16 protein-coding genes and 1 riboswitch are annotated in these 14267 nt (G+C 52.8%); of the genes, 5 read left to right on the forward strand and 11 right to left on the reverse strand.

Going from position 1 to position 14267, the window contains the following annotated elements; all coding sequences use genetic code 11:
- The first annotated feature begins 129 nt into the window (after positions 1 to 129).
- Both AC0VZ8_RS28425 and AC0VZ8_RS28430 read left to right on the forward strand, forming a co-directional pair.
- Positions 130 to 549 carry a transcriptional regulator gene (locus tag AC0VZ8_RS28425; protein ID WP_071222446.1) on the forward strand — a complete coding sequence of 140 codons (420 nt, stop codon included), beginning with the start codon at positions 130 to 132 and terminating at the stop codon, positions 547 to 549.
- A 71-nt stretch (positions 550 to 620) separates the two neighbouring features.
- Complete coding sequence (locus tag AC0VZ8_RS28430; RefSeq protein WP_475485178.1) at positions 621 to 1046, forward strand: ImmA/IrrE family metallo-endopeptidase; 426 nt, start codon at positions 621 to 623, stop codon at positions 1044 to 1046.
- Between the two features lie 183 nt (positions 1047 to 1229).
- Here AC0VZ8_RS28430 and AC0VZ8_RS28435 read toward each other — a convergent pair whose 3' ends face one another.
- On the reverse strand, positions 1230 to 1961 hold the full coding sequence (locus AC0VZ8_RS28435) for a hypothetical protein (RefSeq protein WP_475485179.1): 732 nt from the start codon (positions 1959 to 1961) through the stop codon (positions 1230 to 1232).
- Positions 1962 to 2101: 140 nt separating this feature from the next.
- On the opposite strand from AC0VZ8_RS28435, the gene AC0VZ8_RS28440 reads away from it, so the two are divergent.
- Positions 2102 to 2275 carry a hypothetical protein gene (locus AC0VZ8_RS28440; RefSeq protein ID WP_475487780.1) on the forward strand — a complete coding sequence of 58 codons (174 nt, stop codon included), beginning with the start codon at positions 2102 to 2104 and terminating at the stop codon, positions 2273 to 2275.
- A gap of 194 nt (positions 2276 to 2469) precedes the next feature.
- Here AC0VZ8_RS28440 and AC0VZ8_RS28445 read toward each other — a convergent pair whose 3' ends face one another.
- From AC0VZ8_RS28445 to AC0VZ8_RS28475, 7 genes are all read right to left on the reverse strand, one after another.
- On the reverse strand, positions 2470 to 3249 hold the full coding sequence (locus tag AC0VZ8_RS28445) for an AraC family transcriptional regulator (RefSeq protein WP_071222442.1): 780 nt from the start codon (positions 3247 to 3249) through the stop codon (positions 2470 to 2472).
- Positions 3250 to 3255: 6 nt separating this feature from the next.
- Complete coding sequence (locus tag AC0VZ8_RS28450; protein ID WP_475485180.1) at positions 3256 to 3852, reverse strand: LysE family translocator; 597 nt, start codon at positions 3850 to 3852, stop codon at positions 3256 to 3258.
- Positions 3853 to 3989: 137 nt separating this feature from the next.
- Positions 3990 to 4349 carry a DMT family transporter gene (locus tag AC0VZ8_RS28455; RefSeq protein WP_076324790.1) on the reverse strand — a complete coding sequence of 120 codons (360 nt, stop codon included), beginning with the start codon at positions 4347 to 4349 and terminating at the stop codon, positions 3990 to 3992.
- Between the two features lie 4 nt (positions 4350 to 4353).
- On the reverse strand, positions 4354 to 4923 hold the full coding sequence (locus AC0VZ8_RS28460) for a TetR/AcrR family transcriptional regulator (protein ID WP_475485181.1): 570 nt from the start codon (positions 4921 to 4923) through the stop codon (positions 4354 to 4356).
- 260 nt (positions 4924 to 5183) lie between these two features.
- Entirely contained in the window at positions 5184 to 5990 is an 807-nt protein-coding gene (locus tag AC0VZ8_RS28465) for an energy-coupling factor transporter transmembrane component T family protein (protein WP_071222438.1), read from the reverse strand.
- Positions 5987 to 7669 carry an ABC transporter ATP-binding protein gene (locus tag AC0VZ8_RS28470; RefSeq protein ID WP_475485182.1) on the reverse strand — a complete coding sequence of 561 codons (1683 nt, stop codon included), beginning with the start codon at positions 7667 to 7669 and terminating at the stop codon, positions 5987 to 5989. The genes AC0VZ8_RS28465 and AC0VZ8_RS28470 overlap by 4 nt, the downstream gene beginning before the upstream one ends.
- On the reverse strand, positions 7662 to 8291 hold the full coding sequence (locus AC0VZ8_RS28475) for an ECF transporter S component (RefSeq protein WP_071222437.1): 630 nt from the start codon (positions 8289 to 8291) through the stop codon (positions 7662 to 7664). The genes AC0VZ8_RS28470 and AC0VZ8_RS28475 overlap by 8 nt, the downstream gene beginning before the upstream one ends.
- A 91-nt stretch (positions 8292 to 8382) precedes the next feature.
- Positions 8383 to 8495: riboswitch (TPP riboswitch) on the reverse strand.
- 164 nt (positions 8496 to 8659) lie between these two features.
- Here AC0VZ8_RS28475 and asd point away from each other — a divergent pair.
- A complete protein-coding gene (asd, locus tag AC0VZ8_RS28480; RefSeq protein ID WP_475485183.1) occupies positions 8660 to 9463 on the forward strand; it encodes an archaetidylserine decarboxylase in 804 nt (267 codons plus the stop codon).
- Positions 9464 to 9538: 75 nt separating this feature from the next.
- Here asd and AC0VZ8_RS28485 read toward each other — a convergent pair whose 3' ends face one another.
- From AC0VZ8_RS28485 to pdxR, 3 genes are all read right to left on the reverse strand, one after another.
- Positions 9539 to 10393: an SDR family oxidoreductase gene (locus tag AC0VZ8_RS28485; RefSeq protein ID WP_475485184.1), complete on the reverse strand. Its 855-nt coding sequence runs from the start codon at positions 10391 to 10393 to the stop codon at positions 9539 to 9541.
- 732 nt (positions 10394 to 11125) lie between these two features.
- Positions 11126 to 11911, reverse strand: coding sequence for a helix-turn-helix domain-containing protein (locus AC0VZ8_RS28490; protein ID WP_260067980.1), 786 nt, complete (start codon positions 11909 to 11911; stop codon positions 11126 to 11128).
- A 59-nt stretch (positions 11912 to 11970) separates the two neighbouring features.
- Positions 11971 to 13437: a MocR-like pyridoxine biosynthesis transcription factor PdxR gene (pdxR, locus tag AC0VZ8_RS28495; RefSeq protein ID WP_475485185.1), complete on the reverse strand. Its 1467-nt coding sequence runs from the start codon at positions 13435 to 13437 to the stop codon at positions 11971 to 11973.
- 124 nt (positions 13438 to 13561) lie between these two features.
- On the opposite strand from pdxR, the gene AC0VZ8_RS28500 reads away from it, so the two are divergent.
- Positions 13562 to 14176 carry a pyridoxamine 5'-phosphate oxidase family protein gene (locus AC0VZ8_RS28500; protein WP_475485186.1) on the forward strand — a complete coding sequence of 205 codons (615 nt, stop codon included), beginning with the start codon at positions 13562 to 13564 and terminating at the stop codon, positions 14174 to 14176.
- Positions 14177 to 14267 lie beyond the last annotated feature (91 nt).

The following is a 14267-nucleotide window of genomic DNA, read 5'->3' on the forward strand; positions in this document are numbered from 1 at the left end:
GCGTACCTTTCATATCCTTGCCTTTTGGCAATAATACTCTCTTTTATTTTACCTGTTGGCAAAGGCGGGGGATGTGTTTATACTATAAGTAGATGTTTCAGATGGACTATGGTGAGGAGTGGCCGGAACGTGGATCACATATTTGGATCATACTTGAAAGAGATGAGGGAGAACAAAGGCTGGAGCATCAATCAGCTGGCCCAAGCCGCCGATATCAGCGGATCACAAATCTCCCGGATCGAGAATGGGCTGAGGGGCATCCCCAAGCCGCAAACACTTCGCAAAATGGCAGAGGCACTCGAAGTTCCCTATGAAGAGCTGATGAATAAAGCAGGTTATCTGCAGCAGGATGCTGCCAAGCACGAGAACATCTCGGCTCCCGCTTGGGCAACCTCCAGGGATAAACGGGATTTCAAGAAAATGCTTGAGGATGACGGTGAGCTCATGTTTGACGGCGTCCCTCTGAACGAGGAGGACAAGCAGCGCATCAAGGACGTTCTGACCGGACTGTTCTGGGAAGCCAAGCAAATGAACAAACGCAAGAAATAAATCTACATGGATAAGGAGATACATACCGATTACAACGATTCAACCAATCCCAATATTGCAGGTGAACCGGCATGGATGATCATTTACAACCCTTAATCCGTCAGCTGATCAAAAAACATCATACCAACTGCCCTTTTGAAATCGCGACTTCCTTGGGCATACATATTCGATTCGCAGATTTAGGCCAAACGACCAAAGGGCTGTATTTCCGTAAGCTGAGGCGGAGATTCATCGTCATCCACAATCAGCTGCCGTCGCCATGGCAGCGCTTCGTATGCGCGCATGAGCTCGGGCATGACCGGCTCCATAAGGGTATCAGCCGCTTTTTTCTGGAGGAGCATTCTTATTTCAGTCCGGGCAAGCTGGAGCGGCAAGCGAACCGCTTTGCCATTGCCCTATTGACGGCGGGTTTGACTCCCGGACCGGGCGAGTCCTTACACGAGTTCTATCTACGAGCTGGCATTCCACAAGAAATGCTATATTTTTTTAGATTTTAAACGAACATATGTTCCTTATTTGAGTGAAGGATTCCAGATGGCCCTCCTACGAACAAAAAAACAACCCGCTCTTGACATGACGTCAAAAGCGGGTTGTTGTGGAAGCGACGCCTCCCTTGGATAAGAGGTTAGCAGCTAAGGACGGCAGCAGGTCTCTTCTATATTCCGTCCGTTTTACTCCGTTCAAATCGGTTCAAAGATGGCTACCTGTCGTTTGCCCACCTTCATATGCTGAATCCTTTGAAACCGGTCATGCTTTAATTTTTGCCCTTTGTCGGATATGACGGCAACCACGGAGCGGCCAGGATCCAGGATGGAATGAATGCCGTTAAAGAAATCCTTCACCGGCTCATCGCTTCCGCCGCCCCAGCTAACCAGGTCACCATAAGGGAGATCGGTCATGACGATATGGGTTCCCTTGCAGGAGGCCAAGCTTTCCTCTGGTTGGGTTATATCAGCTTGAAAACAAACCATCTCTTCCAAACGCGACGACCTTAACAGCTCCCTCAATCGGCCAGCGCTTTGCAGCGCATCCTGGTGAGACGGCTTCTGATACAACGCCAATAGTTCTTTCAACTGTTCGGTGCGTTGTTCCAGCCCCTCTTCGCGGAGCAGCGACAGGTTTTTCGCGGCTATTCCGAGCACCTCTGCGTTAATGTCAGAGCCGATCACGCGATGAATGCGCTGCCCGTGCAGCAGCCCAACCACCGTCAACAGATACGCCCCGCCGCAGCAGGGATCGAACAAGGTATACGGCCCCTGTACCCCTTTTTTTTCCAATAGTTGAAAGCACCGCTGGGCAATCTCGCTGGCTAGTCTGACAGGAAACGAAGTCGTTCCCTGCGCATTATACAGAACCCGGCCGCTGGCGAAATCCTCGTAGCTGCGCTGGGCTGATTCATAGATATATTCCATTCGAATGATTCCTTCCATCCGGCTAAAGCCTGAGTAATTTCAAATAATCCAAATACAGATTAACATCCCTTGGCCCTATCTCAAAATCCGGTTCCGGCTTGGGAGGTGATGCCATGGAGGTATACCAAACATTGACGCTAATGATTTCGTTCGCGACGCTGGTGGTGTTCATACTTTCGTTCCATAAGAAAAACCGTCTATCGACGTACATTCACAGAAGACAGACCGCGTTTAGAGGACGTTTTTCTTGCGATTATCGAATGAGTTCAGCTTCGCTGAAAACTTATAAATTCTATAATCTTAAAAAGAAATAGACCGCCCTTGGTCAGGATCACGGTCTATTTCTGATCGGATTTCCTATAGCCGGCCGCTCTTATAGCGGTACGTTGTACGCCGGGATCGTGTTCGCGCACGGTCCCTTTTACATTCTATACACATTATAACGGAGTTTATTCACAAATGCCAAGCCTGGCTTGAAAAATCGCGCGAATGATCGGCACCTGCCGCCTCACTTATCCAGATGGGACATATAATCAAACGCCGTCGTGCCGTACACATTCTTGAAATGCCGGTTCAAGTGGGCAAGATCCGTGAAGCCGCACTGGGTAACGGCCTGATATACATCCCGGCTGTCCTCGATCAGATGTTTGGCGCGCTCCACTTTGCAGTTCAGATAATACTGATAAGGCGACAGCCCCGTATTTGCTTTAAAGTAACGAATGAATTGATACTTCGACATCCCGAACTCCCCGCTTAATTCATCCAGACGGAGAACATGATCCAGATGATCCTGCATCATTTCTTTGGCCTTCCGCGTAAATATGCTGTCCTTCCGGCTATCCGGGTTCAGAATACTCTCGTTAAAATGCCCTGCCAGACCCAGAAGCAGCTCGCTGCTTCTAGCCTCCGGCTGACCCGTGAAGATCGACCTCGTCACATCCAGAATGCTCTTCCGCAACCCGGCGTGATATACAATCGGGGATTGGAACCGGACGATATCCTTTTTCTGAATCAATTCCAGAAATAGCTCCGGATGAATATAGATCATCACATAATCGATGCCCGTTCGTTCCTGCGACCAGCCATCATGATTCTGCTCGGGATGGAACAGCATAACCCCGCTTTGGTAAGAAGCCTGCTGACTGCCGTCCAGCGAGTACTTCTGAATGCCGCGCAGCGTGACGCCGAGGGCGTACTCCTCGTGATAATGCTTTTTATATTTGAAATCCGTCAGGCTCGCGGACAGCGCCGTAATGCCCAACGCTTTTTTATAGATAAACTGCTCCATCTTCCATCACCCCTTTATGAGCTCCGGTATGCCGGATACGACGATTGCCGAGTACAGCAGAAACAAAGCCAGGATCGTGTTGGTCGTTCTCCGATATTTTTGCATAATTCCTTGAAAAAGGCTACCGCACACGGCCCAGGTCGTATACGCGGACAGCCCGATTAACGATACCGCGACAACAAACGCCGAGATGACAGGACCTGCCGTATAATACGGCATGACGTAGCTTGGAATGACCGTCAGCGTAAACAATACCACCTTCGGATTGAGAAACTGCATCAGAAAGCCGGACGTGAAGGACGCCGTTTGATTCGTGCCGGACTTGGATACGTCCATGGTATACACCTGATACGTGAGATACAGCATGAACAAGCAACCTACGATCCGCAAGATTGGCAGTACGATTGGCATGCCTGTTGACAGAAGCTGGCCCAATACCACGGAAGCCGCGATTAATAAGAAAAAAGCGATGGAGGCTCCGGCAATGTAGCGCAAGGTCTTCTTCATGCCGGAATTCTGAACCGAAGACAAAATGACGATGTTGGATGGCCCCGGCGAGAAAGCCACGATAAAACAGTAAATAAAAAAAGAAGACAGGTTCATGATGATAGCTCCTAACAAAGGAATTTCCTTTGTCATTATAGAGCTGGAGGCGAAGCGGGGCATAGTACATTATTGCAGCGGAACTAGAGCCGCACGAATACGGCTCTTCCCGCGGATTCCGGTTTCTTCTATCGCCCTTAGTGACCAGACTGGTGCGTCTTCGGTTGTTCCTGCGCATGCGCGCTGCCGGATAGATTCAGCAGAACGACCCCTGCGATGATCAGCAGGATCGAGAATATTTTCAGACCGTTAATCTGCTCCGCAAAGAACATATAACCGATGACGGTAATGATCATGATGCCAAGTCCCGACCAGATCGCGTAAGCCACGGATATTTCAATCTGCTTCAAGCTCAGCGTCAGGAAGCTCAAGCTGCAAATATAGAATACCACCAGCAGCACGCTGGGCAGCGGTTTGCTGAACCCCTCCGACAGCTTCATGTTCAGCGTCCCCGCCACTTCAAACAGAATAGCCAAACTTAAATATAACCAATGCATAATCTCAAGACTCCTCCCGTTTCTCTGCGGCAATCCCGAACAGCAAGATGTCCATAACGGACTGCAGCAGCTCCCCTAGCGGCAATTGATGCTTCACCGTCGCCCTCGAATCGTAAATCTGATGGAGCGATCCGAGATACAGATCGATGAACAGCGGCATATGAATTCGTTTGATGCTTCCCTCGGCCATACCCTGCTCCATCAGCTCGGTGACAATGCCCCATTCCTCTCGGAAAAAGGTGTCCAGCTTCTCCCATTGCGCATAATGCGTGCGCTTCAGATCCGGCAGCATCCCCAAATCCATCTGCTCCATCTCCTGGGGCAGACAGATTAGAATCTGGTGTATCTTCTCCAGAACGGTAAGCCCCTCATCCTCCGCAATTTCACGTTCGCGCTGCTGGATGTGCCGGATCATCCCGTCAATGATATGTTCAACAATCTCTTCCTTGGATGAGAAGTGCTCATAGATCGTCCGTTTACTAATGGCAAGGACGCGGGTCAGATCACTGACCGTAAACGTAAATCCTTGCCGCTGAATTAAGCGGATCGTTTCATTCAATATTCGCTCGCGCAAGTGACTAACTCCCCTTCTGGTACCATAAATACTATATCGGTACCACTAGTATTATAACTCCTTGATCAGCATGAAATCCAGACATGATTTTTTAAATATAGCGGGGCAGAAGATAGCCCGTACTTTCTCAGAAGGCAGACTGCTCATAACAGATATTTTTCTTGCGATAGAAGGATGGTTAGCATTTGAAGTTTGAATCTCATAACAAAAAGAGCCCGCTTACGTATCGTAAGCAGACTCTTTTCGATTTCACCAATCCTTTAATCAAACCGCACGTCGCCAATGCCGAACCATGGAAAATATCCGGCTGCGGCATAAGCGAAAGCGGCCGCAACTGCGAGTAATCCGATAACCAGAAGGTCATAACGCGAATAACGCGACGGGTAATAATACGTCCGGGACTTCGCCTGATCGCCGTCGAATTGCTTGGCCTCCATCGCGGCGGCCACCCGATGGGCCCGGCGGATGCTCTGTGCCAGCAGCGGCACCACATACAGTCCTGCGCGGTTCACCATGCCGCGAATTCCGCGGATCGGGCGGACTCCTCGTACCTTCAAGGCTTGGCGGCGGATCACATATTCCTCCCACACCATGGGCAGCAGCCGGATCGAAGCCATGAAGCTGTAAGCATACTTGGGTGCAAGCCTCAACTTCTGCATCAGGCTGTAGAATAAATCCACCGAGGACGTTGTCGTCACGAGCAGCAGCCCCTCCGAGGCAAAGGCAATTCCCTTAAAGCCCAAATGCAGCCCTCGGTAGAAGCTTTCTTCCGATACCCGGAACAACCCCCACTCCCACCAGATCGTTTCTCCCTTACCGAACAGCATCATGGAAGAGGCGGACGATATGAAGGCAAGCAGAAACGGAATGAAGAACAACAGCATTTTCCAAGGCTTCACCCCGCTGAGCACCACGAGACAGACCATAAAGATCAACGCCTGGTACAAAACAAAATCAAGATCATGGGTTAACACCGTCATGAAAAACAGCGCACAGATCAGACCCAGCTTCACCACCGGATTCGCCCGGTGCAGCCAAGTGATCCGCACGGGATTCCATATGTTCATGCATTCACCCCCGTGAGGCGATGATCGGCCGTGGTTAGATTTTCGCGAGTCTCATCAGTGCCATTCACTCCGCCCGCCTCCCGTCCGGATTCCGTCCCGGTACACCAGCGCGGGGAAGGCATGCTCGAGGTCAGTTGTCCCTCGCGGATTTCCCATATATGCGTGGCGACCCGCTGGGCGACCTCCATTTCATGCGTCACCATGAGAATGGCGGTTCCCGCACGGCGCAGCTTCTCGCACATCTCCAGAATCGCGAATGTATTCCGCGCATCCTGTCCGAAGGTCGGCTCATCCAGAAGCAGGACGGACGGCTGTCTTGCCATGGCCGTAGCCACGCTCAAGCGGCGCTTTTGGCCTGTCGACAGCTGGTACGGATGCCTGGCCTCCAAGCCATTCAATCCGAAACGTTCAAGACAGCGCTCGGCCTGCGCCTTCGCTTCCTCCGGCGGCACATGATCCACCAGCAGCGAGTAAACCACCTCATCACCGATGCGCTCCGTCAGGAATTGAAGCTCCGGATTCTGAAACACGAATCCGATTTGGCGCAGCTGCTGCTCTCTCTTCTTCCGCACCTTCCTGCGCTTACCCTGAATGACCTCTTCCCCGCAGAGCATATAGGTCCCTTCGGCGCGAAGCAGACCCATCAAACTGAGCAGCAGCGAGCTTTTGCCTGCTCCGTTCGGACCTACCACCGCAATAAACTGTCCCGGAAACACCTCGGCCGAAGGGAGGCTAATGACCGGTTTATCCCATCTCATTCCCCTGAAATTCGCCAATTGAATGACAGGCTCCCCACATTGAGCGTACGGCGGAGCAGCCTCATGCAGGAGATTACGATTACCCTGCTCATCGCCAAGCGCATCGACCGGAGCAAATAGCTCTCTGCCCGCCCGGGTCTGCGCATAATCTTCCCATACGCCGGGATACCAGATTCCATAAGCTTGGAGTTCCCGCTCGTATTCTGCGAATATCGCTGCTGGAGGACCTTCGCCCAGAATCACGCCATCCGGGCTGAACAGCACGACACGATCCACGTATCTGGCCATTTCTTCGATCCGGTGCTCCACGATGATCAGTGTCCGCCCATCCGATACGGCCTTCACCGCGGACCAGATTTGCTCCCTTCCTTCCGGGTCGAGCAAGGCAGATGGCTCGTCAAGGAACAGCACCTCCGGCTCCAGCAGCAGAGCCGAAGCCAGCGCTAACCTTTGCTTCATGCCTTGGGACAGATGCCCGATCGGCATATGAAGCTCCTCAAGATCAAGCCCCACCTCGCGGAGCGCCGCTTGCATCCGCTCCTTCATCTCATCACGGGGGACACTTAGATTTTCCAGTACGAAAGCCAGCTCTTCATCCACGTACGGCATGCAGAACTGGGTATCCGGATCTTGAAATACATACCCCCAAGAGCGCGGAACCAGCTGCGACTCGCATTTCATCGGCACCTCCGTTGCGCGGGGAATCATCCCGCTAAGCACCTGCAGCAGCGTGGATTTGCCGCAGCCGCTCGGACCGAGCAGCAACACCTTCTCCCCTCGGACAGCCGAGAAGGAGAGGTCTTTGAACATCAGTCGCTCCTCGCCCGGATACTTCAGACGCAATCCCTCCACATAGACCGCCGGTTCCGGAACCATCTCAGCGGACTGAGCCGGAACCAGGCTAACCGTGGCATTAGACATGGCGCGGATCATCCAGTGCTTCGTAATCCTTCTTCGACGCAGGACGCAGCAGGGATGTGACGCCCGTGCGGTCCAAGGCTTTGGCCAGCAAGAGCATGAGCAGGCCTGCAATGACGGCACCGCTGAGTACCCGCATACCGTATTTGGCCAGGAACATCCACGTCTGCAGGTCATCGGTATAGCTGTAATAGAAGTCCATGATCATCGATCCGATGGCTGCGCCTGCTCCGGCAATCGCCAGCGTCCACGCCGAGGTGCTCCGATAACGGAACGCCGCGAATACCAATTCTGCCCCAAGTCCTTGAATGAGGCCATACAGTAGCAGAGTCAATCCCCAGCCGCTGCCAAACAGCACTTCCACGTGGGCAGCCGCCACTTCCGCAATGATGGCCACTCCCGGCTTACGGATTAGCAAGTAAGCAAGCGTGGCTGCAGCGAACCACATTCCGTATAACAACTCATCCGCTTCAAAGAACAGCGGTTTTAACAGATTGTAAACCGAACCCCAGAAGTGATAAATGACGCCAAGCACCAGCGATACCAGCACCGTCACCAAAATATCGCTTAACCGCAGCCCTTTTCGGGGCTGAACCCCCAACTTCTCTTGCATAGATGTTCCCATAACCACACATTCCCCTCTCCACCTCTATTTTTGTGTAAGCACAACAAAAAACCGTCTGGAAAAACGCGCAGACGGAAAAATAGGCCCTATGTAGGCAGGGTCGGATATTCTCTACGCTGGCATTACCCAGTTCAGATTAACGGTCAACAGCGGATAACAGCTGCAATCTCAGCCTGATTCACTCAAGCCCCCGTATTCCCTATTCGGTTTCATGTTAATCTTAAAATACACATTCGTTCTCCAATTAGCAAGAACCTTTTTTCAAAAATGGCTATTTATTGATTTCCAGCTCATTCTATGTCAATATCAGAGTGATTGGCTTTTCCACCAACGTTTATTGCTGACACCTATGCACAAAGGAGAATGACATGGCTAAACAATTGCTGCGTCTGATGACTGAGCTGTCCTCCCGCAAGTGGCTGTCCCGAATCATGGGGCATTGTTCCCACAGCCGGCTGAGCCGTCATCTAATACCTGCATTCATACGAATTTATCAAATTCCGGCGCATGAAGCGGAGAAAGAAATCCACGAATACCGCTCACTGAACGAATTCTTTTCCCGCCGGTTAAAAATAGGCCTGCGCGCCATAGACGACACCGCCGATGCCATGGTAAGCCCCGTCGATGCCACGATATCGGCGATGTGCGCCGTCAACGCCGGCACCATTCTGAGCGTCAAGGGACAGGATTATACCCTGAGCGAGCTGCTCGCCAAATCACCGAGAATGGAAAACTACATCAACGGTTATGCATTTGTATTGTATTTAAGCCCAACCGACTATCATCGCATTCATTCCCCTGTAACCGGTGTTCAGGCGGAAAGCGAGCATTTAAAGGGACGCGTTTACCCCGTGAACGATTTTGCGATGACCCATATCCGGCATGTGCTCAGCCGTAATGAGCGCCTCATTACCTATATTGCGCATGAGTTCGGCGAAGTTGCCGTCGTGAAGGTCGGAGCCATGAACGTAAGCAGCATCCGTTATGCCGACGAGAACGTGAAGAAATACGAGATCGGCGATGAACTCGCGTACTTTGAATTCGGCTCTACCGTCGTGCTTCTGACAGAGAACGGCACGTTTACTCCGCGCGGTGACCTGGAACCCGGCTCCAAGGTGAAGATGGGAGAGCTGCTTGGTTTGCTTCACCCGTCTCCATCCAGAAAAGGGTAACTCCATTCACCTTATCAAGCTTCACCAAGCATCGCATGACAAGTTAAGGCCATGAATCATTCGCTGCATGAATGATTAACGCCGGTCCAGCATCCGATAAACGATCCGCTGAAACAGCCGATCCGGCAGTACGCCCTTGATCCATGCGGTCAGCCGCGTACCTCTGGGCAGCGTATAGCGGAACCTCGGTTTGGACATGGACGCAATGTTTGCCACAAACCTGGCTACCTCCTGCGGATCTCCGCTTCCCCTGGCTGTCCGCTCGGAATAGTCCAGCACGCCCTTCAGCAGACCGCTGTAGGGTGATCCTTCCTTTACCGTAAGCTCCCCAAAACTTTTATTCCAGATCGGCGTGCCATAGGCACCGGGCTGAATCAGTACGACATCGATGCCAAAGGGCATCAACTCCATGGACAGGCTCTCGCCGAACCCCTCCAGCGCAAATTTGGATGCCGCATAGGGACCATAACCCGGAAAGCCGACCACGCCGCTAATGCTGCTCATGAGAATGATTTTGGATCGTCCGGTCTTGCGCAGCAGCGGGAGCATATGCTGCGTTACCGATACGGTCCCGAAAAAATTCGTCTCCAACTGCTTGCGCCAGCCGCTGAGCGGTACTTCCTCCACCATGCCGCCTACCGCTTCGCCAGCGTTGTTTACCAGCACGTCCAAGCGGCCGAATTTCTGCTCTAACTCCCAAGCAGCTGCCTTGACTTGCTCCTCCAAGCATATATCCAGCTGGAATACGTGAATGCGTTCGACAACATCTGCTTGTTCGGCTCGGGTCATCAGCTCTGCAGCCGCCTCCGGTCTGCGCAGACCCGCTGCCACGTCATAGCCCGCTTTTGCCAGTTCCAAGCTGATGAGCAGTCCGAACCCGCTCGACGCGCCCGTGATCAGCGCAACCTTTCCTGCTCCCGCCGTTACCACCGGATCACCGCTTGCTCCGCCAATGCCGCTCTCTCCGTCACACCCGTCACCCTTCCGTTATCCGAACTGCCTGTCCGGTCCATTAAAACCCTGCGTTTAGCGCTTTATACATATTCCTAATATAACAAATTTTCGCAATGCCAACAGAGTCCCTATCCGTATATGCATCCTTTTACAACGTAATCAGACATACTCCCTATTCCCATGTGCATCCATTAAATAGAACCACAAAGTGGAGCCTATGCTTCGATGCTTATTCCAAATACTTTGCGGGGACCCCAATACATATCAAAAAAAGGGAGCCATTTAGCTCCCTTTCGCGTTCATCCAGAAAAAAGCGTATATGATAACGGGATTCCACGTCCCCGTATGTAGGCCTAAGTCTCGTTAAAACCACACATTCTGATGATCCTGAGTCATTGTCTTCATGCGGCGCAAGCGATTTCTGAAAATACCGCAGCCACCGCGACTGAAGAAACGTCCACGCACCCGTCTTCTTGGGCTCATTCCTCTCTCCCCCCCTTCATAAGAAAAACGTCTATCGACGTACTCGCATAGAAGACAGACCGCATTTAGCGGAAGTTTTTCTTGCGATATCAGGAAGGCTCATGCTTCGAATTTATACTTTCTGATATCTTAGAATGAAGCTGTATGTCGTTTTTACCCTAAATCGCTTGCTATGAAACCCATTTGCCCTTCGACCCACCAGGTAAGTTATGGAAGGGCGGGAAATCACCGAATCTCGGATGGGCTCTTGCCCGTATACTGCTTAAATTGCCGGCTGAAAAAGAATATGTCCCGGTACCCCAGCGCGTCGGCTACCTCCGTTACGTTCATCCCCTGATGCAGCAGCAGATGCTGCGCCCGCTCGATCCGCATCTGAATAATGTAGGATTGTACCGGCGTGCCGATCAGCTCCTTGAACTTGATCGAGAAGTAACGGGGGGACAATCCCGCTCTGGCCGCCAAATCCTCGACCCGATGGGGAACACCCGGGTGCTGGCGTACGTAATTCGCGATTTCATGGATCGCCTCGGACAGCTGATTGCTTGCTTTTTTGACCACCGGCTCCGCGAGATCTGCACGCAGCAGATGAATCATCAGCTGTTTCAGAATTAGCTGCCCCTCCTCCAATGATCCATAGGGCTTGTCCAGATACAAACGCACATAGCGTGCAAGCAAATATTCGAAATCCATCGTTTCCGTCAGCTTGCGATAAGATGCCGGAATCTCTTGGACCGGGTCGGTCACGTCAAAATGGATATATGTCAATACGAGCGGCTTCTGCGGATTGTGCGTCGCGCTCGTATGATCTCCTGGACGGAACAGGAAGCAGCTTCCTTTTCCCACGGCAAAGGGCTCGTCATTAAGCTCGACCGTGCCTTCGCCGCTCCATACATAGAACAAATCGTAGTTCTGCATGGGCCTTTCGCGTTTTTGCCATTTCCAGCCCGGCTCGCACACGATTTTGGCAAGCGCAGGCATGATTATAAACGAAGACGGCGATGCATTCAGCATCTCGTCATAACCCCCTCATCTCATTCAAAAATTGACCTCTTTTCCATCATACCCGTTTTTTATGTTTTTTGCATGTCCCGCCATGCCTGCGCCATCCGGGCAACCCCTTCTTCGATGCTGGATATGCCGAGATGCGAGAAGCCGAAGCAGGCGGCAGGCGGTCCGGGCGTACGATGATAGGCCGCTGCATCCCGAAACATGACGCCGCGCTTGCGGGCAGCTTCCTGGAACAGGGCATAATCTTCCGCGGAGCGCAGCCAATTCGCGTAAACATGCAGGCCGGCATCGCCGGGATGAAGACGAAACAGTTCGGAGGCATGGGTATCCATCGCCTGGCGAAGCGCCCCATATCGTGCGCCGTACAGCCGGGTCATTCTTCTAAGATGCCGACCGTATCCTCCCCGTATAATAAAGCGCGCCAGCGCGCGCTGCTCCAATACGGATGGTGAGATCGGCTCATACAGAGCCTTGGCCTGCACGACCGCCTCAACCAGGCTTGGGGGCAGCACGGCATACCCGATGCGGAGCCCGGTGAACATCGTTTTGGAGAACGAACCGACGAAGATGACACGTCCCTCGTTATCCAGCATCCGCAGGGGCTCAATCGGCTTGCCGCCCCACCGGAACTCGCTGTCGTAATCATCCTCGATAATAAAGGCCTGTCGGCTTCGTGCCCAATTCAGCAGCGCCCTTCTTCGCTCCAGCGGCAGGACCGCGCCCGTCGGGTATTGACGGCTGGGGCTTACGACAAGCAGGCCGGCGTCCCAGTCACGCGGTATCAATCCCGCATCGTCGACGGGGGACGGCAGCGGAATCCCGCCGCTCAGGCTTATGCCCCGGTGAATTCCCTGATACCCCGGATCCTCCATCACCACGTGATCGCCGGGATCAACCAGCAGCTGAAACATCAGGACAAGCCCCTGCATGGAACCGCTGAAGATCACGATATGCTCGGGATCGGCCTGTATGCCCCGCGTAAAGCGCAGGTGTCCGGCTATCGCCTGACGCAGTTCGATATCCCCTTCCGGCGGCGCGCCGTTCCGCAGTTCGGCTCCCCCACTTCCGCCTGCGTAGGATAACGCGCTACGCCACTCCGAATAGGGGAAATCCTCCATGGGCATCCTCGCATTCGCGAATGAGATCGTACCCGGGGGAGGCTCCTCCAGCAGCTGCTGTGCCGAGACATATTCCCCGCTCTGACTCATCAGGCGTTGTCCCCAAGCGGAGAGCACCGGCGCTCGCTCGGCCAATGGCTGCTGGTCTGCCATGGCAGCAATCCCTTCGGCCACGTAAGTTCCGCTGCCCTGCCGGGATACGACGTAACCCTCGGCCATCAGCATGTCATAACACTGCGCGGCCGATCCCCTGGACACGCCGTACAGCTTTGCAAGCTCCCGCGTAGCGGGAAGTCGGGTTCCTTCCGGCAGCTTGCCACTATGAATGGCCGCGCGAATTGCGTGGTATAGAGCCAAATATTTATATCGATATTGTTCCACATAGCTCTCGAAAGGCAATCCCAGCTCCATAATGACGGCTCCTCTATTGTTATACTTTAAAATTGGACTATATAAATTACTCTAAATTGGCGCTTTTTACTTGTCAATGTTCATCGTATGCTGTTAATCAAAATGATAGGGGGAGCGTTTAACCATGAGAAGAGACGAATTTACGATGGAGGATCAACAAGAAATCGAGGACTTCCTTAGCGGCATGAGCTTTGGTTTCCTTGGAACAGCCGATGAAGAGGGAATTCCGCGTGTAACGCCATTGAACTACGCGTATGTTAACGGCGCGTTTTATTTTCATGGCAGCCGGATGGGGGAAAAAATGGACCATCTGCGCCGGACGCCCGCCGTGTGCTTTACCATCGCCGATGAGTATGCCCTGATCCCTTCCTATTTCTCCGATCCGGAGATGGCCTGCCCGGCCACGGCCTACTTTAAAAGCGTAACGGCTGTCGGCGAAGTGGTAATCGTGGATGATCTGGAGGAAAAAGCCCTTGCGATGGAGGCCCTAATGACTAAACTGCAGCCTGAAGGCGGATACCGCGCCATCGACGCGAATGACCGGGCTTATATCCCCAGACTGAAAGGGGTAGCCGTCATCAAGCTCGCTCCGCAGCGAATGAGCGCCAAATTCAAGTTCGGCCAGAACCTGAAGCCGGATCGGCTCCAGGCCGTAGTCGAAGGGCTTGAATGCCGCGGCAAGGAGCGGGATGGAGAAACCGCCGGACTGATATGCAAGTATCACCCTGGACCGCGTTAAAGCATTACAATTATCCGTGACGGTTCCTGGGGTAGGTGGTATAATGTTAGGCAATGAAAACGTAAAGGCATCTTGTCACCTGCACTTACCT

The organism is Paenibacillus sp. QJM3NY_38, assembly GCF_056173265.1.

Bases quoted from the DNA above. Each gene is read 5' to 3' on its own strand.
- AC0VZ8_RS28435 (WP_475485179.1), bottom strand. From the start codon at position 1,961: ATGGAATATATCTATGAATCAGCCCAGCGCAGCTACGAGGATTTCGCC.
- AC0VZ8_RS28475 (WP_071222437.1), bottom strand. From the start codon at position 8,291: ATGGGAACATCTATGCAAGAGAAGTTGGGGGTTCAGCCCCGAAAAGGG.
- AC0VZ8_RS28455 (WP_076324790.1), bottom strand. From the start codon at position 4,349: ATGCATTGGTTATATTTAAGTTTGGCTATTCTGTTTGAAGTGGCGGGG.
- AC0VZ8_RS28440 (WP_475487780.1), top strand. From the start codon at position 2,102: ATGATTTCGTTCGCGACGCTGGTGGTGTTCATACTTTCGTTCCATAAG.
- AC0VZ8_RS28465 (WP_071222438.1), bottom strand. From the start codon at position 5,990: ATGAACATATGGAATCCCGTGCGGATCACTTGGCTGCACCGGGCGAAT.
- AC0VZ8_RS28490 (WP_260067980.1), bottom strand. From the start codon at position 11,911: ATGCTGAATGCATCGCCGTCTTCGTTTATAATCATGCCTGCGCTTGCC.
- pdxR (WP_475485185.1), bottom strand. From the start codon at position 13,437: ATGGAGCTGGGATTGCCTTTCGAGAGCTATGTGGAACAATATCGATAT.
- AC0VZ8_RS28470 (WP_475485182.1), bottom strand. From the start codon at position 7,669: ATGTCTAATGCCACGGTTAGCCTGGTTCCGGCTCAGTCCGCTGAGATG.
- AC0VZ8_RS28445 (WP_071222442.1), bottom strand. From the start codon at position 3,249: ATGGAGCAGTTTATCTATAAAAAAGCGTTGGGCATTACGGCGCTGTCC.
- AC0VZ8_RS28430 (WP_475485178.1), top strand. From the start codon at position 621: ATGGATGATCATTTACAACCCTTAATCCGTCAGCTGATCAAAAAACAT.
- asd (WP_475485183.1), top strand. From the start codon at position 8,660: ATGGCTAAACAATTGCTGCGTCTGATGACTGAGCTGTCCTCCCGCAAG.
- AC0VZ8_RS28450 (WP_475485180.1), bottom strand. From the start codon at position 3,852: ATGAACCTGTCTTCTTTTTTTATTTACTGTTTTATCGTGGCTTTCTCG.
- AC0VZ8_RS28500 (WP_475485186.1), top strand. From the start codon at position 13,562: ATGAGAAGAGACGAATTTACGATGGAGGATCAACAAGAAATCGAGGAC.